Origin of the sequence: Salinivibrio sp. ML323 (assembly GCF_001995745.1) — a bacterium.
In the GTDB taxonomy this organism is placed as follows: domain Bacteria; phylum Pseudomonadota; class Gammaproteobacteria; order Enterobacterales; family Vibrionaceae; genus Salinivibrio; species Salinivibrio kushneri.
On the sequence record NZ_MUES01000012.1, the window covers coordinates 33234 to 52372 of the forward strand.

A 19139-nucleotide genomic window follows, 5' to 3' on the forward strand; every position below is an offset into this window, starting at 1 on the left:
CACCACGCAATCAGATAAAACAGGAATGTCTTCTTCAATGTCACCGACTGCACGCAGCTTTTTAGCCACCATGATTAGCCTGGCCCTTTATGGCCCAGCCCTTGTTTTTGCGAATGCGGAAACATCCAGCGAACCTTGCCCCGATAGCGAGGCGCGCTGTATTCCAGCGAGTGAGCAAACCCAAGATGTGAACAATGCACCCATTCGCGTGGTGGCCGATCGCGCTGAAGCGCAAACCAATGAAAAAGCCATCTACAACGGCAATGTCGAGGTGACCCAAGGCCATCGTAAAATGACCGCGGATACCGCGACCTTGCGCGATCCAGAACGGATCGTCACCGCACAAGGAGATGTGGTGTTCAATGACGGCCAAATGATGGTGACGTCGGACTATTTACAAGCCAATTTAGAAAACGAAGACACCACGCTCAATAATGCCCAGTACAAGATGCTGTGTACGCCAGGGCGAGGGGAAGCTAAGCGGGTATTTAAAAACGGTACCACCTTCTACGAACTGGAAGATGGCACCTATACCACTTGCCCGGACGAGGACAAAAGCTGGCGTTTTTCTGCTTCTAAGATAGAAAAAGAAGATAGCAGCCTGTTTGCTGACCTTTATCATCCACGATTTGAGGTGATGAATGTGCCGGTTTTTTATCTGCCGTACCTGCGGGTGCCGGTCGAAGACGGTCGACTGACTGGCTTTTTATACCCCTCGGTCTCTTGGAGTGATCGCGACGGTATCGAGATGGAAACGCCATTTTATTGGAATATCCATCCGCAACTTGACGCCACGATCACGCCCAAATATATGTCGGAACGCGGCGTACAACTCAATACCAATGTTCGTTACCTTACCCCACTCGGCTCAGGCGCGTTGTACTCAGAATATTTGCCTGATGATCAGCGTCACCCAGACCTTGACGCACGCTGGGGCTTTAACTGGACACACAGCGGCGTACAAGGCCACTGGCGCTATCAAGCCGATTACAGCAAGGTCAGTGACATTTCCTACTTCCAAAACATTGACTCGGACGTGGGTAAACGAGAAGACAATACCTTGCTGCAAACCGGTGAAATCAGCTACCGCGGCTTAGATTGGAACAGCACTGTGCGTGTGCGGGACTTTCAACCGCTCACAGAAAACACCAGTGTGTATCGTTTGATGCCGCAAGTGGATTTTAACTACTACGCGCCGCAAGTGATGCCATGGTTGGACATCAGCGTCCCCGCACAATTTAGTGTATTTGCTAATGACCACCCCAATAAACCTGAAGCGACGCGCACGCATCTGGCGCCGACCTTGACCATGCCCTTCACGCGTCCTTGGTTTAATGCCACGGCCGAAGCGAGCATGCTCTACACCCATTACGATCAACGCTTTGACAATGCCATGCCAGATGCCGAGTCCACAGCGACCTTGAGTAAATCGGTGGAGCGTAAAATCCCAACCGTAAGATTGCATTCCGGCGTGGTACTAGAGCGTAACTTTTGGGCGATGGGGGGGCACTTTAGCCAAACCATTGAGCCTCAAGTGCAATATTTGTACATCAAAGACGTGGAACAAGGGGATATTTATAACCCGGTCAACTTCAGTGGCGGCGGTTACGATACCGCACGCTTACAAACCGACTACTATGGGTTATTCCGCGGCAATCAATTTAGCAGCATTGATTATATTAACCCGGCTAATCAGCTAACCTACGGGGCGACCACCCGTTTTTACGACGGTGGTTATAAAGAGCGACTCAACCTGTCGTTCGGGCAAATTTATTACTTTGATCAGCCCTCTAACCAAGACGCAGAAACCTTCGATTATTCGTCTTGGGCGCTCGAAGGGGAAGCCAATATTGATGACTACCTGTTTTTACGGGCATCCATGCAATATGACAGCAACCTCAGTGAAATGCAGTTTGGTAACGCGATTGCCGAGTATCGCCACCAACAATTCTACGCACAAACCAGTTATCGCTATGTGGCACAAGAATATATTGAGTCTACCTTGCCGAACCGAGATATCAGCGCACTCACCGATGATGGCCTGTCCCAAGCCGGGGTGGTCACGGGCTTCCCGCTATGGGGAGGCCTCAGTTTTAAAGGCCAATACTGGCGCGATCTCACTCAAGACGTGATGCTAGAAAACCAGTTTAGCCTGACCTATCGCTCTGATTGTTGGGTGGTCGGCTTGAGCTATAACGAGTACTTACTCTCACGCTCTGATATTAATACAGACCCAGAATACGACAATAACGTCACCCTCTCATTTAGCCTCCTAGGGCTAGGGGCTGATAGCGGCTTTAACTTCAGCACAGACTCAGGCAACGCCTTGGGTTATCGCAATCCTTTTGCGCTGAAGAACTAACCCGCTTTATTGTGGTCTGGACTGTTGAACCTATGAAAAGAAGTGGACAAAGCATGAACAAATGGAGTCACGCCCTCATCACTGGCGTTTTAGTGTTGCTGACCCCCTTAACGCAAGCGGCACCTCAAGAGCTGGATCGCGTGATCGCAGTGGTCAATGACGGCGTGGTATTACAAAGTGATATGGCGGCGATGCGTCGCACCGTTACCCTTAATGCCGCCAACAGCGATCGCGAATTACCGCCACAAGATGTGCTTGAAGAGCAAATGCGTGAGCGGCTGGTTATCGAGGAGCTACAACTGCAAGAGGCCAAACGTTTAGGGATCCAGATAGACGATAGCCAGTTGCAACAAGCAATCGAAAACATTGCTAAGGAGCAGTCTGTCAGTGTGCAAGCCCTGCGAGAAAAAATGGCCGAGCAAGGTGTCGCATGGGCACAATACCGTGAACAAGTGCGTCGTGAACTTACCATTTCCGAAGCACGTAACGCGCAAGTACGCCGCCGAATCAGTATTTTACCGCAAGAAGTCGAAACGCTTGCCAGCCAGTTAAATGAGCAAAAGATGCAAAAGGTAAAATACAAACTTTCGCATATTCAGCTCAAATTAGACGACGATGCCAGCAAAACTGAGCGTGAAAGCGTCAAAAAACAAGCTCACCGTCTCGTTGATACCCTGCGCCATGACGGTGATATCGCCGAGCTGGCGATGGAATACTCCAAAGGCCCTAAAGCGCTAGACGGCGGTGATTGGGGCTGGTTGCGCCGAGAGGAAATGCCGACTATTTTCGCCGACCAGATCACCAACCAAGGTAAAGGGGCAATCATCGGGCCGTTTAGAAGCGGGGTTGGCTTCCATATTCTCAAAATTGACGATGTACAAGGACTAGAAACTGTCGCCGTCACCGAAGTGAAAGCGCGTCATATCCTGATCAAACCATCGATCGTGCTGAGTGATAAAGGCGCGCAGAAAGAGCTCAACCAATTAACAGATCAAATCCGACGTGGTGAGCAAAGTTTTGCTGATCTCGCCAAGCAGTACAGCGACGATCCAGGCTCGGCAGTCAATGGTGGCGACCTAGGTTGGTCCACCACCGATGCCTATGTACCCGCCTTTAAGGCGAAAGTTGATGCCCTGCCAGAAGGCCAAGTCAGCGAACCGTTTAAAACCGTACATGGCTGGCATATCGTCGAAGTCACCGATCGTCGTGAAGTGGATAAAACCGATGCGGCTGTGAAAAATCGCGCTTACCGCATGCTATTCAATAGAAAGTTCAACGAAGAAGCGCAGGCCTGGCTGCAAGAGCTACGCGCAGGGGCTTACGTCGAGGTGATCACCGATGACAGCTGAGCGTATCGCGATTACGCCCGGAGAGCCTGCGGGCATCGGGCCTGATCTTGTCTTGGCCATGGCGCTTCATGCCTGGCCTCATCAGCTTGTCGCGGTCGCGAACAAGCAAATGCTGGCTGAGCGCGCCAAGCAATTAGGACTGGCTATCAGCTTGCGAGACTATGATCCCAGCACTGAGCCGCAAGCACACCAGGCGGGCGAGCTTATCGTCGCAGAGACGCCGATTGGTGCGGCGGTGACCCCTGGTCAATTAGATGAAGCCAACGGCCGCTATGTGCTCGATACCCTGACTCGCGCCGCGGAAGGAAACATGAGCGGTGAGTTTGCCGCGATTGTCACCGGCCCAGTTCACAAAGGGATCATCAACCGTGCAGGGGTGTCTTTTAGCGGCCATACGGAGTTTTTTGCCCAGCACGCCAATGTCAATCAAGTGGTGATGATGCTCGCCACTGAAGGGTTACGTGTCGCCTTGGTCACCACCCACATTCCCTTGGCCTATGTCTCCAAGGCCATCACCCGTGAGCGCTTGCACGATGTTATCGGCATTTTGCATCAAGACTTACGCGAGAAGTTTGCGATTGCACACCCTCGTATTTATGTTTGCGGCCTGAATCCTCATGCCGGAGAGGGAGGCTGTTTAGGCACAGAGGAAATCGACACCATTGAACCGGCCCTCGATGATTTACGCCAACAAGGGATGGATTTAGTCGGTCCCCTACCCGCGGATACGCTTTTCCAAGAAAAGTACCTGCAAGATGCCGATGCTGTACTGGCGATGTATCACGACCAGGGCTTACCTGTGTTAAAATTCAAAGGATTTGGGCGCTCAGTGAATATTACCTTGGGCCTGCCTTTTGTCAGAACATCAGTAGATCATGGTACCGCACTGGATTTAGCGGGTACCGGTACGGCGGATACAGGAAGCCTGCGGACGGCCATCTCCCACGCCATTGAATTAGTAGATAGCAAGCATGAGCGATAAAGTCCATCAAGGCCACCGTGCCAGAAAACGTTTCGGACAAAACTTCCTAAACGACCCATATGTCATCGATGGGATAGTGTCAGCCATTAATCCCCAATCCGGCGAGAATCTAGTTGAGATTGGCCCAGGCCTTGGCGCGCTCACCGAGCCCGTCACAGAGCAGGTCGACCACCTAAACGTGGTAGAGCTTGACCGGGATCTTGCCGCACGCCTACGCAGTCATCCATTTATGGGCCGTAAACTCACGGTGCATGAAGCCGATGCGATGGCCTTTGATTTTGCCGAGCTTGCCAAGCAAGGCCCGCTACGGATTTTTGGTAACCTGCCATACAATGTCTCTACGCCGTTAATGTTCCATTTGTTCTCTTTTGCCGACCAAGTGCAAGATATGCACTTTATGTTGCAAAAAGAAGTGGTGAATCGTCTCGCCGCTGGTCCTGGCACCAAAGCCTACGGGCGTCTTACCGTCATGGCACAATACTACTGCCAAGTGATCCCGGTATTGGAGGTACCACCGAGTGCCTTTAAGCCGGCACCGAAAGTGGACTCCGCGGTTGTGCGCTTAGTGCCACACAAAACCTTGCCACATCCAGTCACCAATTTGTCATGGTTAGAGCGCGTGTGTCGTGAAGGTTTTAATCAACGCCGTAAAACCATACGTAACTGTTTTAAATCATTGGTTAGTGTCGATACATTGACCGAGCTTGGTATCGACCCTAGCTTACGTCCTGAGCACATGACCTTGGCGCAGTTCTCCAGCTTGGCCAACTGGTTAGATGCCAATCACTCATCATAAACAGGAGCCTTGATTTGCAAGCCACCGAACAATCGCAATTCGAGATTCACGTCGCGACACAATATGTGGAAGACCAATCTGAGCCTGACAATGAGCGCTTTGTCTTCTCATACACGGTCACCATTGAAAACCGCGGCGATGCCCCTGCGCAACTCATGCGCAGAAAATGGCTCATTACCGATGCCAATGGTAAAGAGCTAGAAATAGAAGGAGAAGGCGTTGTCGGCGAGCAACCCAAGATTGCCGCGGGGGAAAAATACACCTACACCAGTGGCACCATCATCGAGACGCCTGTGGGTGTAATGCAAGGTTTTTATACCATGCAAGATCAAGACGATCAGTCGTTTAAGGTCGATATTGCACCGTTTCGTCTCGCGCTGCCAAACATTCTCCACTAATCCCAACAGGGAGGCATATGGCGACCTATCTTGTCGGGGATATCCATGGTTGTGAGCGCACATTACGTGCGCTTCTCACTCAGGTCGATTTTTCCCCAGATAAAGACATCTTGTACTCGGTTGGGGATTTGGTCGCACGCGGCCCCGACTCCCTCAGCGTGTTACGTTTCTTTTATCAGCTCGGGGACGCGGCGCGCGTCGTCTTGGGTAACCACGACTTGCACTTGCTGGCCGTTGCCCATGGTATAAAACCAGTTAAAGGCAAAGACAATACTCAGCCTATTCTTGATGCGCCAGATCGGGATCAACTCCTCGGCTGGTTGTCTCAGCAGCCGCTCCTGATGGATGTCGCCGCGCCAGACGGTGGCTTTTTGCTGGCCCATGCAGGCATCAGCCCGCAGTGGGACAAAAAGACCGCTGTCGCCTGTGCCAATGAGGTAGAAGCGATACTGCGCAGTAACGAGCAGCGCTGGTTGCTGGAAAACATGTATGCCGACAGCCCCGATCAGTGGGATCCAACACTCACTGGGCTTGCGCGCTATCGCTACATCATCAATAGCTTTACCCGCATGCGTTTTTGTTTCCCAGATGGTCGCCTGGACATGCAATGCAAGCTGCCACCTAGCCAAGCGGCTGACAGCGGTTTATTGCCTTGGTTTGAGGTGCCAGCGCGCCAGCCGCTTGACCAGTCGGTGGTGTTTGGCCATTGGGCGGCGTTAAATGGCACCATCCAGCCCAAGCTTTATGGGCTAGATACTGGGTGCGTATGGGGCGGCAAGCTCACGCTCCTTCGTTGGGAAGATAAAACCTGCTTTACGTTAGCGGCAGAAAATAGCGCCACTTAGGCACGATCCCAGACAGTAAAAGTGATGGGGTGGGCGTTTTTATCATCCACTGGATGTGAGCCGACCTCTGTTTTCTTCCACCCTTCTCCCCACTGCGGGAAGCGGGTATCGCCGTCGACGTCAAGATCAATAAAGGTAAGATACAAGCGGTCAGCACGGGGCAAAAATGCCTGATAAATGGTACCGCCACCAATCACCATGACCTCCTCATACTCGGCCACGGTTTTAAGCGCTTGTTCTGGCGAGCGCACGACAGTGACACCCTCTGGCTGATAGTCCGGGTCGCGACTGATCACAATGTTCGGTCGTTTGGGCAACGGACGACCAATTGACTCAAAGGTTTTGCGCCCCATCACCACAGGGTGACCAAGAGTAGTACGTTTAAACCACGCTAAGTCTGCCGGCAAATGCCACGGCATTTGGTTATTCTTGCCAATCACTCGATCGTTTGCCATCGCAGCCACTAAACTGACGCGCATTACAGGTACCCTTTTCTTCAAATCACTGGTCGGCGACGATAAAACAATAACCCTGGCATCGCAAGGCCAATGGCCAGTGCCGAGAGAATGAACCCCGCGGTGGTCAGGTTTTCAATAAGGCTCGCCCATAAAGCAGGGCTATAGCCTTGATTGTTGATGGTTACCAACGCAATCATCGCTTTAAACGCGTAAACGCCTGGGATCATCGGGATAATTGCCGCCACGGTAAACACCTTGGGATGCGCCAAAAAGCGCTGCGACCAGTACACACCTAAAAAGCCAATCGTGGTCGCGCCTGCCAGCGTGGCCCATTCAATGGCGACCCCGGATTCCATCAGCACAAAGCGCAAACCATGGCCGACCGCACCGCCATAGGCACAGTATTTGAGCGCCTTAACCGGTACATTAAACACTAATGCAAACCCCACCGCGGGGATCATGGCAAAGAACATATCTTCCAGTAAGGCGAGCAATAAACTCATAACCATCCCYATGCCCCCACAAGACTCATGGCACCAACAATACCCAGCGCTGTTGCCAAGGTGAGCAAGGATGCCATCGTCCAACGAGCGATCCCCATATCGACAAAGCCTTTGACCATGTCTGWTACCGCGTTTATCAACGGATAGCCGGGGACGAGCATTAAGACTGATGAGGCCATGATAAGGAAGGGTTCGTTACCCCAATCCATTATCGTGCCCACGCTGGATATCAAGGTGGTGACCATCGCGGTGACCGCGAAAGTGAGAAGCGGATTAAAGTGACGGTGGGCAATCAGTTGGCGCACTCGCATGCCGGTTGCAGACGCGATAAACGTGAGTGCAAACACCACGGCATCGCCGCCCGCTAATCGACTGAAAGCCGCACATGACAAGCCTATCATTCCCACCACCAGCCAAGGTGGATAGCGAAAGGGCTCGATCCGACTTAAGCGCTTGCGCACCGCCAAAGCATCGAGGATCCCTTTCTCGGCCAAAATGACCGTGCGTTGGATATCGGTCACCACTTTCATGTTGATCCCGCGATCGGGGCAACGTCTGGCGGTGGTGATACAATGACCTTGACTGAGCGTGGTGACTACCAAAGAACTCGCCGATAACGCCAGCTCAACGCTATCGAGTCCTAGAGCACGTCCTAAGCGAATGCTTACATCACTGACCAGCTTACTTTCCGCGCCATGCTGTAACAGTCGCTGCCCGACTTCAATCACTAAACGCGATATAGCACGCTGCTCTGGCTCGGTTAACCGCTTTCCCACCTTAAAAATCCCTCTTACATTGCGCCTATCTGCTCGCAGTATTCACCACCGACTCGCCACGGTCTTTGATGCAAATAAAGTTGCGATCAGATTATCGCCAAATCGGACATAAAAAAAGCCGCTACAGACGTAACGGCTTTTTAGGATTAAGGCTTGTAGATGATCTCGACGTCGTAGTCGTCTTCGTTCCAATCATCCCAATCATCGTCGTCATCGCTTTGATTGAGCTGCTGTTCGTGGTGATCATCCCACTTGAACGCCACCGTCTCATCTTCCGGCTCAACCTCAGGTTTCGGCGCAGGTAGCGCCTCGATCGATGCCATCAGATCGTAAATAAGCGGTTGGACGTTCGCTTTGTTAATCGCGGATATCGCGTAGTATTTGTCATCCCACGCCAGAGCTTCTAACACACGCTCAATTTGCGCCTGTGCCTCGTCTTCTGGCATCAAATCCACTTTGTTAAATACCAACCAACGCGGTTTATCCGCCAGCTTTTCGCTGTATTGATTCAATTCATCAATAATGGTGAACGCGTTATCAACCGGATCGGTACCATCAACGGGCAGCAAATCAATCATGTGTAACAACACACGACAGCGTTCCAGGTGTTTCAAGAAGCGAATCCCCAGTCCCGCGCCATCAGCCGCACCTTCAATCAGACCAGGAATATCGGCCACCACAAAGCTCTTGTCAGCCGCGACACGAACCACGCCAAGGCTAGGCACTAACGTGGTAAAGGGATAATCAGCCACTTTCGGCTTTGCCGCCGACACCGCACGAATAAAGGTCGATTTGCCCGCATTCGGCAAACCTAGCATCCCCACATCGGCCAACAACAACAGCTCCAAACGCAGCTGACGGACTTCGCCTTTAGTTCCCATGGTTTTTTGTCGTGGGGCGCGGTTGACGGACGATTTGAAACGCGTATTGCCAAGGCCGTGAAACCCACCTTTGGCTACCATCACTTTCATGCCATGTTGGGTTAAGTCGGCAATCACCTCACCCGTGTCTTCATCCACAGCCCGGGTACCAACAGGCACATTGAGTACCAAGTCTTCACCGCGTTTACCGGTACAGTTACCCCCGCGACCGTTTTCACCACGCGCTGCAGAGTGAAAGCGCTCAAACTGATAATCGATCAGGGTATTGAGGTTTTCGTCGGCTAGCAGATAGACATCACCACCATCACCGCCATCACCGCCATCTGGGCCCCCTTTAGGGACATATTTTTCCCGCCGGAAGCTGACGGTCCCATTGCCCCCGTCCCCGGCATCGACGCGAATAATCGCTTCATCTACAAACTTCATGCTAACTTCTCCGCACCAATTGCTAAAACGCACGTTTATTGCAACTAGCCTTATCCCAGATTAGTGAATGGCGATCTTATCGATCTTAGGATCATTTTTCTGCTTTGACCGACTTTCCGCGCCTCTCTGATCAAACGCTCATTGACCGGTGATCACCAGACACAATAAAAAGCCCCGCCAAAAGGCAGGGCTTCAGAAATTCGCTTGGCGTTGAAGCTTATTCAGCTTCGATAGTAACGAATTTACGGTTATGACGACCTTTGGTCTCAAATTTCACTTTGCCATCAGACAGAGCGAATAGAGTGTGGTCTTTACCGCAACCTACGTTAGTGCCTGCGTGGAATTTAGTACCACGTTGACGAACGATGATGTTACCTGCTAGTACAGACTCACCACCGAAGCGTTTAACACCTAGGCGTTTACTTTCTGAATCGCGGCCGTTTTTAGTAGAACCGCCAGCTTTTTTGTGTGCCATCTCTTCTCTCTCCTACTCTTAAGCGCTGATGCCAGTGATTTTGACTTCAGTGAACCACTGACGGTGGCCCATGTGCTTGCGAGAATGTTTACGACGACGGAACTTAACGATATTCACTTTATCGCCGCGACCGTGAGTAACAACTTCTGCTGTTACTTTTGCACCGCTAACAAAAGGCGCGCCAACTTTAACGTCTTCGCCGTTTGCCACTAGCAATACTTTGTCAAGTTCTACACTTGCGCCAGTTTCAACGTCTAGCTTTTCCAAGCGAATAGTCTGGCCTTCGCTTACTCGGTGTTGCTTACCACCACTTTGGAAAACTGCGTACATGTTTTACTCCGCATTTCCGCACGGCCTGCTGCAATATTGAGCAACAAGGGGTGCGCATATAATTCATCAATAGGGCGCGAATTCTACGGCAGAAATTGATTTGAGGCAAGAGGGGAAAGCAAGAAAATTGGTGAAAAGGTGCTCAGCATTAATTCCCACACATTTTCCCTGTGCGAGCGCTATCTCGTCGCCTGTCATCTGGTGTACTATGCCAAGCTAAATACCCGCTCTGGTGCCGATACTGACGAAGGTTTCACGCCATTCTGAACGTATTAACGTGCAATATTTCGCCTCTTGCTGCTAGTGAGTTGTGATTTATTTCGTTAGCTCGGCAGGCAAGTAACTAGGACAACGCCCGGATATATTCATGGATTTCAAATCAATCCAAGCCTTAATTAGTGATGACATGGCGCAGGTCGACCAAAAGATCCTCGCCCAGTTAAACTCTGATGTCGCGCTAATCAATCAGCTCGGCTTTTACATCGTTAACAGCGGTGGCAAACGACTGCGCCCGATGCTCGCTGTATTAGCGGCGCGTGCACTTGGTTATCACGGTGACAAACACACCACCGCCGCCGCATTTATTGAATTCATTCATACCGCCACCTTGCTCCATGATGACGTGGTCGATGAATCGGACTTGCGCCGTGGCAATGCAACCGCCAATGCCTTGTTTGGTAATGCGGCCAGTGTGTTAGTCGGTGATTACATTTACACCCGCTCGTTTCAAATGATGACCAGCCTACGCTCGTTACGCATTCTGGATTTAATGAGTGAGGCTACCAATGTGATTGCTGAAGGGGAAGTGCTGCAATTGATGAATTGTAACGACCCTGATACCACAGAAACCAGTTATATGCAGGTCATCTACTCTAAAACCGCGCGTTTGTTTGAGTCAGCCACCCAGATTGGCGCGATTCTTAACGAGGCGGACGCAGACACGGAGAAAGCCCTCCAAGACTATGGCCGATATCTTGGAACGGCGTTCCAGTTAATTGATGATGTGATTGACTACACCAGTGCTGACAATGAAATGGGCAAGCAAACGGGTGATGATTTGGCAGAAGGCAAACCGACGCTACCTTTGCTGCACGCGATGCAACACGGCTCTGAGGAAGAAGCGGCGATGATTCGTACCGCCATCGAAAAAGGCAATGGCCGCGATAAACTCGAGGCGATTTTGGCCTGTATGGACGCCTGCGGCTCACTGGCGTATACCCGAGCGCGTGCCGAGCAGGAATCAGAAAAAGCCATCCGTGCGCTCGATATATTGCCAGAAACCCCGTATAAACACGCCTTAGTGGCATTGGCGCATTTAGCGGTTGACCGCAACACCTAACGCAATTTAAGCCCCTCAGCCAAACTAAAAAGCGGCGCTGTTGCGCCGCTTTCCTCACCAAGGTCGAATGCCTACTATTTGGCCGCGAACTCTTCGCCCATTTTGATATCTTTACGCAGCGTTTCCAGCATCTTGTCCATCGCTTGTTGCTCATAGGCACTTAGCTCACCGATGCTGAGGATCTCGTCGACTCCCTCTTTACCCAGACGTACCGGTTGAGCGAAGAAGCGGGCGTGCTGACCGTCGCCTTCAACATACGCACATTCCACCACGTTTTGCTCACCTTGCAGGGCGCGCACCAGCGAGAGGCCAAAGCGACATGCTGCCTGACCCATGGACAAGGTTGCGGAGCCACCACCGGATTTAGCTTCAACCACTTCAGTGCCAGCGTTTTGAATGCGCGGCGTCAAGGCTTCAGCCTCTTCTGGGCTAAATGTCACGCCTTTTACTTGCGACAATAGCGGCAGAATCGTCACGCCTGAGTGGCCACCGACAACAGGAATAGACACGTCGCGTGGATCCATCCCTTTCAGTTCACCGATAAAGGCTTCTGAGCGGATCACATCCAGCGTGGTCACGCCAAACAGTTTATTTTTATCGTAAACGCCCTTGGCTTTCAGCACATCGGCGGCAATCGCCACCGTGGTATTAACCGGGTTAGTGATAATGCCTACGCAGGCTTTTGGACACACATCAGCAATCTTTTCCGCCAATGATTTCACAATGCCCGCGTTCACATTGAACAAATCAGAGCGATCCATACCCGGCTTACGGGCCACCCCTGCAGAGATTAACACCACATCAGCCCCATCAAGTGCTGGCGTTGGATCTTCGCCGCTATAGCCTTTGATGGTGACCGGCGTGGGGATGTGACTCAAGTCAACCGCTACACCTGGCGTAACAGGAGCGATATCGTACAAGGCCAGGTCGGAACCGGCTGGTAAATTGTTTTTTAGCAGTAGGGCTAGAGCCTGACCAATGCCTCCCGCGGCGCCAATCACAGCAACTTTCATGTCGTTCTCCTTTCGATATTTCTTATAGTCCGGATCCGGTCCGGCTTCTGTTCGGGCACAAGTCGCCCATCAATGGAGCGAACTGTTGCTTCATCATATGCCCGCCCCTACCCCCACTCAAGCCTCAGGCGGTGATGATCAGTCTAAGCTCTCATTTTTTCATTCTCCCTTTGTTTGTCGCGGAGCGTCTGATCAGCAACAGTGATATTGTCGCCATTTTACACCCTCAGTGATTGCCCCCCGTTGCATGTATATGCAAAATAGCCACTCGTTTGTCATTGCGAGTCTGCCGTCATGCGTAACTCAGAAAAACAAGACCAATTGGTTCGAGCGTTTAAAGCGATCCTCAAAGAAGAAAAGTTCAGTTCTCAGGGTGAGATTGTCGAAGCCCTACGTGCTCAAGGATTTGAGGGCATCAACCAGTCGAAAGTATCACGCATGTTGACCAAATTCGGCGCAGTGCGTACCCGCAACGCCAAAATGGAAATGGTCTACTGCTTACCGATCGAACTCGGTGTCCCCACCACCGGCAGCGCCTTGCGTGAGCTGGTGATGGAGATCGACTATAACGAGGCTGTGGTGGTGATCCATACCGGGCCAGGGGCGGCGCAACTGATCGCACGGCTTCTCGACTCATTGGGCAAGGCCGAAGGCATCCTGGGTGCCGTGGCCGGAGACGATACCATCTTTATCACGCCCACCCGCGGTACCAGCACAGAAGCCTTATTTGAGGCGGTATGCGATCTGTTTGAATATCATTATTGATTACCCTATCAGGCAGCGCGAAGCCGCTGCCTACCTGCCTTATCTCACTTTTGAGTCACTGCAACGAAAGTAAAAGCGATAACATCGTTTTAATTTTTTGACACCCCTCTGTTACTATCTGCTTTTCGCTGCCACACACTGTTCACGTTTTCGTTAAATGTCAGTGAGACTGCGAGCGTAGCAGTGGGCTGCAGACAGGCGAGTCGCTCATCGATAGTGACGCAGCCGGGTATGCATTTCTCGGGACACTGTAGCCGCATCAGCGGTGCATATGATAAAAAGGACAAACTGCATGACGAAGACACATCAATCGTCTCCTGATGTGCAAGACATGGTGGCGCAAGCAGATACTGGCGCACGCTCACCGGATGGACTATCAGGACGTATTCTTTGGCTGGTACCACTTTGCTGGTCCCTGTTTCAGCTTTGGTATGCGTCGCCGCTACCTTTCGCGCTCGACTTTGGCGTACTCAATAATACCGAAGCTCGCTCGCTCCATTTGGCGTTCGCGATGTTTTTGGCCTACACCGCCTACCCCGCGCGTAAGACCTCCCCCCGAGATCGGGTGCCATTACTCGATTGGGTATTTGCACTAGCGGGTAGTTTGGCCGCCGGTTACCTCTTCCTTTTTTATAACCAACTTGCAGACCGTGCTGGCGCTTATACCTCGTTTGATATTACGGTTGCCGCCATCGGTATGATTCTGATGCTTGAGGCAACACGCCGCGCCCTTGGCCCACCGCTAATGGTGGTGGCAGGTGTGTTCTTACTCTATACCTTTGCCGGCCCCTACATGCCGGACGTCATCGCTCACAAAGGCGCGAGCTTGAATAAAGCCATGTCACACTTGTGGCTGACTACTGAAGGCGTCTTCGGGGTGGCACTGGGCGTCTCTACCTCGTTTGTATTCCTGTTTGTCCTGTTCGGTGCCTTGCTCGACCGCGCCGGTGCCGGCGGCTACTTCATTAAAGTGGCCTTCTCACTACTCGGTCACATGCGCGGTGGCCCCGCCAAAGCCGCGGTGGTCGCGTCCGGCCTGTCCGGTTTGGTCTCGGGTTCTTCGATTGCCAACGTAGTGACTACCGGGACCTTTACCATTCCCTTGATGAAACGCGTGGGCTTCCCAAGTCATAAAGCCGGGGCGGTGGAAGTGGCCGCCTCGACTAATGGCCAGCTCACCCCACCGATTATGGGGGCAGCGGCATTCTTGATGGTGGAATACGTGGGCATTTCCTACGTCGAGGTGATTAAAGCCGCGCTACTTCCCGCACTGATCTCTTATATTGCGCTGATTTACATCGTGCACTTAGAAGCCTGTAAAGCCGGCATGGAAGGCTTACCACGCCGTCATACCAGCACGGTACTGCAAAAACTGTTCTCGTTTATGACGGTGTTTGTTGGCTTGTTGGTGCTCAGCGCGGCGGTCTACTACGGCATTGGCTGGACCAAAGACGTATTTGGTGCCATGGCAACCGTGGTCATCGGTATCCTCACGCTGATTGCCTATGTGCTGTTGGTGCGTTACTCCGCCCAGTATAAATCGCAAGCAGCGGAAGACCCCGCGGCGGCTGATTTATCCGAGGTCCCCGAGCCCGGCCCCACCGTGCGTTCGGGCTTGTACTACCTGCTGCCAATCGGCGTGCTGGTATGGTGTTTGACCGTGGAGCGCTTCTCGCCAGGCCTCTCTGCATTTTGGGCGACGGTGTTTATGATTTTTATCATTCTCACCCAGCGTCCACTCATTGCCTACTTCAACCAACGCACTAACTTTAAAGAAGAAATTCGTGACGGGGGCGTTGATCTGCTCGAAGCCTTTGTGACCGGTGCGCGCAACATGATCGGTATCGGTGTCGCCACTGCAGCCGCGGGGATCGTGGTAGGTACGGTCACCCTCACTGGCATCGGCTTGGTGATGACAGACTTCGTCGAGTTTATCTCCGGCGGTAATATCTTCCTGATGTTGCTGTTTACCGCGGTGATCAGCTTATTGTTGGGGATGGGACTACCGACCACCGCCAACTATATCGTGGTCTCTACCCTGATGGCGCCAGTGATTGTTACTTTAGGTGCACAGCAGGGGCTAATTATTCCACTGATCGCGGTGCACTTATTTGTGTTCTATTTCGGTATTCTTGCCGATGACACCCCCCCTGTGGGGTTGGCTGCCTTTGCGGCCGCGGCCATTGCTAAGTCCGATCCCATCCGCACCGGTGTGCAAGGTTTTACTTACGACATCCGCACCGCCATTCTGCCATTTATGTTTATCTTCAATACCCAGTTGTTGTTGCTCGATCTCGATGGCCCCTTCCACCTGATTTTGACCATTGTGTCGGCGACCATAGCGATGCTGGCGTTCTCTGCCGCAACACAAGGTTGGTGGATGACTAGAAACAAATGGTGGGAAACCGCGCTACTGTTGTTAATCACCTTCTCCCTTTTCCGTCCAGGTTTTTGGTGGGACGAAGTGTATCCGCCGACTACCAGCTTCCCAGGCACAGAGATCACCCGTGTGGCGGAGCAGCTACCAGACGGGAAGCCGCTGCAGCTTGAAGTGGAAGGAGAAAACTTCTTTGGTGAGCAAGTCTCCAAGCACGTGGTATTGCCCGTGGATCATAGCCTTGAAAGCGGAAAAGCCCGCATTAACGACACAGGCTTAATGCTTCGCGAGGAAGACGACAAATTGTTGGTGGATATGATCCAATTTGGCAGTGACGCTGACAAAGCAGGGATTGATTTTGATTGGCAAATCAAAACAGTGACTATCGATAATGTCCGGCCATGGAAAGAGTGGGTGTTTGTCCCTACTCTCTTGCTCTTAGCATTGTTGGGGTGGAATCAACGCCGCCGTATTCGCCAAGCCTAATAACAGGGGGACGTGTGTGACACGTGCCCCTTTCTTTTATAAGTGCAAAGGATATCGCTATGTATAAACATATCTTGGTTCCGGTTGATTTGAACGACGAAAGCTTTGCAGATACCGCGGTCGATCACGCTGTTTGGCTCGCCAGCCAGTCAGGTGCCAAAATCCACCTGCTCACTGTATTGCCCGGCATTCATAATTCGATGGTCGCCTCTTACTTCCCTGAAGAAGCCGCCAATAAAATGAAACGTGACATGAAGCGCAACTTACAAGGGTTTGCGGATAAATATGTCCCCGACAACGTGGCCTGTCAGGTGTCGGTTGAAGAAGGTAAGCCCTACAAGGGGATCATTAAAACGGCAGAGCGCATCGGCTGCGATTTGATTGTGATGCCAAGCCATAAGCGTTCACGCGTCAATAAAATGATGCTGGGCTCAGTTGCCGCCAAAGTGCTCGAAGGTGCCAGTGTCCATGTAATGGTGTTAAAACCTTAACCATAGGGTTCAGGCACGTCGATGCGTGCCTGAGCATTGTTCACCGCTGGCGTTGATCATAGCCCCAGCGAGGCACCAAGGTTTGTTCGGCCCCCAAGTGATCTAAAATGCGCGCCACCATAAAGTCCACTAAATCATCGATCGACTGGGGCTGGTGATAAAAGCCTGGCGCGGCAGGCATAATGGTGACACCCATCTGCGACAGCTTGTGCATGTTTTCTAAATGCAGCGTTGAAAACGGGGTCTCGCGCACCACCAAGAGCAACTGTCCGCGCTCTTTAAGTACCACATCCGCCGCGCGTTCGATAAGGTTATCGGACAAACCATGGGCGATGGACGATAACGAACCTGCCGAGCAAGGGCACACCACCATTTGCTTGGGCGCTGCCGATCCCGAGGCGACCGGCGAAAACCAATCTTCTTTACCACAAACGATCAGTTTGTTGCTATCACATTGCAGATGTTCGGCTAATATTTTCTGTGCCGCTTGCGGGCCTGACGGAAGTTTCAGCCCATGCTCGGTCGCTAACACCACACGTGCGGCCGACGAGATCAATAAGAAAACCTGATAATCTTGTGCGAGCAAGCACTCGAGCAAACGTAGACCGTAGGGCGCACCGGATGCGCCTGTCCACGCCAAGGTTATTCGTTTATCCGCCATAAACCGCCTCCTTACTCGCCAGAGCTGTTAGCAGCTTGTCATGAATGCCGCCAAATCCACCGTTGCTCATCACCAGCACGGTATCGCCAGATTGCGTGTGCTCGCACAGCGCAGCCACCAACGCTTCAATATCGTCATGTCTATGCGCCGGCTGCGTGCAGTTGTCCACCACCGCTTCAAGCGACCAATCTAGCCCTTGCGGTTGATATAAGAACACCGTTTCCGCACGGGCCAACGACGCCGCTAGTGTATCCTTGTGAACCCCTTGCTTCATGGTATTAGAGCGTGGCTCGAGCACAGCGACAATGCGGCCATTACCCACTTTCGCGCGCAACCCCTCAAGGGTCAGGCGAATCGCCGTCGGGTGGTGGGCAAAATCGTCATACACAGTGACACCGGCTTGCTCACCGCGCCACTCAAGCCGACGCTTGGTATTGATAAATGTCTCGAGCGATTGGCAGGCCAAATCAGGTGTCACCCCCACATGACGCGCTGCCGCGATGGCCATCAACGCATTACGCACGTTGTGATCGCCGACCAAATCCCAGCTCACCGTCCCCACGAGTTCACCGGCAAAGTACACGTCAAATTGACTGCCAGCCGGGTCTTTTTTCTCGCTCTGCCACTGGCCATCCGGCCCTGCGTACACACACTCACTCCAACAGCCCATCGCCAACGTGTCCGTGACATTGGTATCGTCTGAGGGCGCAATAATTTGCCCAATCCCCGGCACGGTACGCACCACATGGTGAAATTGTTTCTTGATCGCCGCCAGATCATCAAAAATATCGGCATGATCGAACTCAAGGTTATTGATCACCAAGGTTTTCGGTTGGTAGTGGATAAACTTAGAGCGCTTATCGAAAAACGCACTGTCATATTCATCCGCTTCCACCACAAAAAACGGGCTATCGCCTAATCGCGCCGACGCGTTAAAGTTACTCGCTACCCCACCAATCAAAAAGCCGGGGGCGTAGCCACTGTCTTCTAAAATCCACGCCAGCATACTGGCGGTGGTGGTCTTTCCATGGGTGCCAGATACCGCCAGCACCCAGCGGTCTTGCAGTAGAAAATCATGCAGCCATTGCGGGCCAGAGGTATACGGCAAGCCTTGGTTGAGGACCGCCTCGACACAAGGGTTACCACGGCTCATGGCATTGCCAATCACCACCAAGTCAGGTGCAGGTGATAGCTGGACAGGATCATAGCCTTCGATAATATCGATTCCCTGAGACTCAAGTAGCGTGCTCATCGGGGGGTAAACATGGCTGTCAGAGCCCGTCACCCTATGCCCCAGTTGTTTTGCCAGCATGGCTGCGCCACCCATAAAAGTCCCGCAGATGCCTAAAATATGAATATGCATAGCCTTCACTGTATTGTTGATTGCCCTGTCGTTTGGCGCAGGCGGTTATTATGCCTTGGATTA

19 protein-coding genes are annotated in these 19139 nt (G+C 52.2%); 10 read left to right on the forward strand and 9 right to left on the reverse strand.

What is annotated here, in order from left to right:
• The first annotated feature begins 37 nt into the window (after positions 1-37).
• From lptD to apaH, 6 genes are read left to right on the forward strand one after another with little or no spacing between them, the layout of a single operon-like run.
• Positions 38-2362, forward strand: a complete 2325-nt coding sequence (gene lptD, locus BZG13_RS09200; protein WP_077486419.1) for an LPS assembly protein LptD — start codon at positions 38-40, stop codon at positions 2360-2362.
• A gap of 53 nt (positions 2363-2415) precedes the next feature.
• Complete coding sequence (gene surA, locus BZG13_RS09205; protein ID WP_077486420.1) at positions 2416-3711, forward strand: peptidylprolyl isomerase SurA; 1296 nt, start codon at positions 2416-2418, stop codon at positions 3709-3711.
• Positions 3701-4693 carry a 4-hydroxythreonine-4-phosphate dehydrogenase PdxA gene (pdxA, locus tag BZG13_RS09210; RefSeq protein ID WP_069361683.1) on the forward strand — a complete coding sequence of 331 codons (993 nt, stop codon included), beginning with the start codon at positions 3701-3703 and terminating at the stop codon, positions 4691-4693. The genes surA and pdxA overlap by 11 nt, the downstream gene beginning before the upstream one ends.
• Positions 4683-5489, forward strand: a complete 807-nt coding sequence (rsmA, locus tag BZG13_RS09215; RefSeq protein ID WP_077486421.1) for a 16S rRNA (adenine(1518)-N(6)/adenine(1519)-N(6))-dimethyltransferase RsmA — start codon at positions 4683-4685, stop codon at positions 5487-5489. The genes pdxA and rsmA overlap by 11 nt, the downstream gene beginning before the upstream one ends.
• A 14-nt stretch (positions 5490-5503) precedes the next feature.
• Complete coding sequence (gene apaG, locus BZG13_RS09220; protein WP_069361681.1) at positions 5504-5887, forward strand: Co2+/Mg2+ efflux protein ApaG; 384 nt, start codon at positions 5504-5506, stop codon at positions 5885-5887.
• Between the two features lie 17 nt (positions 5888-5904).
• Complete coding sequence (gene apaH, locus BZG13_RS09225) at positions 5905-6732, forward strand: bis(5'-nucleosyl)-tetraphosphatase (symmetrical) ApaH (protein ID WP_077486422.1); 828 nt, start codon at positions 5905-5907, stop codon at positions 6730-6732.
• Here apaH and folA read toward each other — a convergent pair.
• From folA to rplU, 6 genes are all read right to left on the reverse strand, one after another.
• On the reverse strand, positions 6729-7211 hold the full coding sequence (gene folA / locus BZG13_RS09230; RefSeq protein WP_069361679.1) for a type 3 dihydrofolate reductase: 483 nt from the start codon (positions 7209-7211) through the stop codon (positions 6729-6731). The genes apaH and folA overlap by 4 nt on opposite strands.
• A gap of 17 nt (positions 7212-7228) precedes the next feature.
• Positions 7229-7693 (reverse strand): threonine/serine exporter family protein, encoded by a 465-nt coding sequence (locus tag BZG13_RS09235; protein ID WP_069361678.1) that lies wholly within the window; start codon positions 7691-7693, stop codon positions 7229-7231.
• Positions 7690-8469 carry a threonine/serine ThrE exporter family protein gene (locus BZG13_RS09240; RefSeq protein WP_108743878.1) on the reverse strand — a complete coding sequence of 260 codons (780 nt, stop codon included), beginning with the start codon at positions 8467-8469 and terminating at the stop codon, positions 7690-7692. Before BZG13_RS09240 ends, BZG13_RS09235 begins: the two co-directional genes overlap by 4 nt.
• A 146-nt stretch (positions 8470-8615) precedes the next feature.
• The gene (gene cgtA / locus BZG13_RS09245; RefSeq protein WP_069361676.1) at positions 8616-9776 is read right to left on the reverse strand and encodes an Obg family GTPase CgtA; all 1161 of its coding nucleotides are present in this window, start codon (positions 9774-9776) and stop codon (positions 8616-8618) included.
• Positions 9777-9993: 217 nt separating this feature from the next.
• Positions 9994-10251: a 50S ribosomal protein L27 gene (gene rpmA, locus BZG13_RS09250; protein ID WP_069361675.1), complete on the reverse strand. Its 258-nt coding sequence runs from the start codon at positions 10249-10251 to the stop codon at positions 9994-9996.
• Between the two features lie 18 nt (positions 10252-10269).
• Positions 10270-10581, reverse strand: coding sequence for a 50S ribosomal protein L21 (rplU, locus tag BZG13_RS09255; RefSeq protein WP_046074286.1), 312 nt, complete (start codon positions 10579-10581; stop codon positions 10270-10272).
• A gap of 367 nt (positions 10582-10948) precedes the next feature.
• Here rplU and ispB point away from each other — a divergent pair, with 367 nt between their 5' ends.
• Positions 10949-11920 (forward strand): octaprenyl diphosphate synthase, encoded by a 972-nt coding sequence (ispB, locus tag BZG13_RS09260; protein ID WP_077458124.1) that lies wholly within the window; start codon positions 10949-10951, stop codon positions 11918-11920.
• A gap of 74 nt (positions 11921-11994) precedes the next feature.
• Here the strand turns inward: ispB and mdh are convergent, their stop codons facing one another.
• On the reverse strand, positions 11995-12933 hold the full coding sequence (gene mdh, locus BZG13_RS09265) for a malate dehydrogenase (protein WP_077486424.1): 939 nt from the start codon (positions 12931-12933) through the stop codon (positions 11995-11997).
• Between the two features lie 294 nt (positions 12934-13227).
• On the opposite strand from mdh, the gene argR reads away from it, so the two are divergent.
• From argR to BZG13_RS09280, 3 genes are all read left to right on the forward strand, one after another.
• Positions 13228-13698, forward strand: coding sequence for a transcriptional regulator ArgR (argR, locus tag BZG13_RS09270; protein ID WP_046074289.1), 471 nt, complete (start codon positions 13228-13230; stop codon positions 13696-13698).
• Positions 13699-13990: 292 nt separating this feature from the next.
• Positions 13991-16561 (forward strand): TRAP transporter permease, encoded by a 2571-nt coding sequence (locus tag BZG13_RS09275; protein WP_077486425.1) that lies wholly within the window; start codon positions 13991-13993, stop codon positions 16559-16561.
• A 59-nt stretch (positions 16562-16620) separates the two neighbouring features.
• Entirely contained in the window at positions 16621-17052 is a 432-nt protein-coding gene (locus BZG13_RS09280; protein WP_077486426.1) for a universal stress protein, read from the forward strand.
• A gap of 40 nt (positions 17053-17092) precedes the next feature.
• On the opposite strand, the gene BZG13_RS09285 is transcribed toward BZG13_RS09280, so the two are convergent.
• Positions 17093-17713, reverse strand: coding sequence for a flavin prenyltransferase UbiX (locus BZG13_RS09285; RefSeq protein WP_069361670.1), 621 nt, complete (start codon positions 17711-17713; stop codon positions 17093-17095).
• Positions 17703-19076 (reverse strand): UDP-N-acetylmuramate:L-alanyl-gamma-D-glutamyl-meso-diaminopimelate ligase, encoded by a 1374-nt coding sequence (gene mpl, locus BZG13_RS09290; protein WP_077486427.1) that lies wholly within the window; start codon positions 19074-19076, stop codon positions 17703-17705. The genes BZG13_RS09285 and mpl overlap by 11 nt, the downstream gene beginning before the upstream one ends.
• Positions 19077-19139: the final 63 nt, after the last annotated feature.

What these genes read in the sequence shown, in the direction of transcription:
- lptD (WP_077486419.1), top strand. Translation starts at nt 38, where the DNA reads ATGTCACCGACTGCACGCAGCTTTTTAGCCACCATGATTAGCCTGGCC.
- surA (WP_077486420.1), top strand. Translation starts at nt 2,416, where the DNA reads ATGAACAAATGGAGTCACGCCCTCATCACTGGCGTTTTAGTGTTGCTG.
- pdxA (WP_069361683.1), top strand. Translation starts at nt 3,701, where the DNA reads ATGACAGCTGAGCGTATCGCGATTACGCCCGGAGAGCCTGCGGGCATC.
- rsmA (WP_077486421.1), top strand. Translation starts at nt 4,683, where the DNA reads ATGAGCGATAAAGTCCATCAAGGCCACCGTGCCAGAAAACGTTTCGGA.
- apaH (WP_077486422.1), top strand. Translation starts at nt 5,905, where the DNA reads ATGGCGACCTATCTTGTCGGGGATATCCATGGTTGTGAGCGCACATTA.
- folA (WP_069361679.1), bottom strand. Translation starts at nt 7,211, where the DNA reads ATGCGCGTCAGTTTAGTGGCTGCGATGGCAAACGATCGAGTGATTGGC.
- BZG13_RS09235 (WP_069361678.1), bottom strand. Translation starts at nt 7,693, where the DNA reads ATGAGTTTATTGCTCGCCTTACTGGAAGATATGTTCTTTGCCATGATC.
- cgtA (WP_069361676.1), bottom strand. Translation starts at nt 9,776, where the DNA reads ATGAAGTTTGTAGATGAAGCGATTATTCGCGTCGATGCCGGGGACGGG.
- rpmA (WP_069361675.1), bottom strand. Translation starts at nt 10,251, where the DNA reads ATGGCACACAAAAAAGCTGGCGGTTCTACTAAAAACGGCCGCGATTCA.
- rplU (WP_046074286.1), bottom strand. Translation starts at nt 10,581, where the DNA reads ATGTACGCAGTTTTCCAAAGTGGTGGTAAGCAACACCGAGTAAGCGAA.
- ispB (WP_077458124.1), top strand. Translation starts at nt 10,949, where the DNA reads ATGGATTTCAAATCAATCCAAGCCTTAATTAGTGATGACATGGCGCAG.
- mdh (WP_077486424.1), bottom strand. Translation starts at nt 12,933, where the DNA reads ATGAAAGTTGCTGTGATTGGCGCCGCGGGAGGCATTGGTCAGGCTCTA.
- argR (WP_046074289.1), top strand. Translation starts at nt 13,228, where the DNA reads ATGCGTAACTCAGAAAAACAAGACCAATTGGTTCGAGCGTTTAAAGCG.
- BZG13_RS09275 (WP_077486425.1), top strand. Translation starts at nt 13,991, where the DNA reads ATGACGAAGACACATCAATCGTCTCCTGATGTGCAAGACATGGTGGCG.
- BZG13_RS09280 (WP_077486426.1), top strand. Translation starts at nt 16,621, where the DNA reads ATGTATAAACATATCTTGGTTCCGGTTGATTTGAACGACGAAAGCTTT.
- BZG13_RS09285 (WP_069361670.1), bottom strand. Translation starts at nt 17,713, where the DNA reads ATGGCGGATAAACGAATAACCTTGGCGTGGACAGGCGCATCCGGTGCG.
- mpl (WP_077486427.1), bottom strand. Translation starts at nt 19,076, where the DNA reads ATGCATATTCATATTTTAGGCATCTGCGGGACTTTTATGGGTGGCGCA.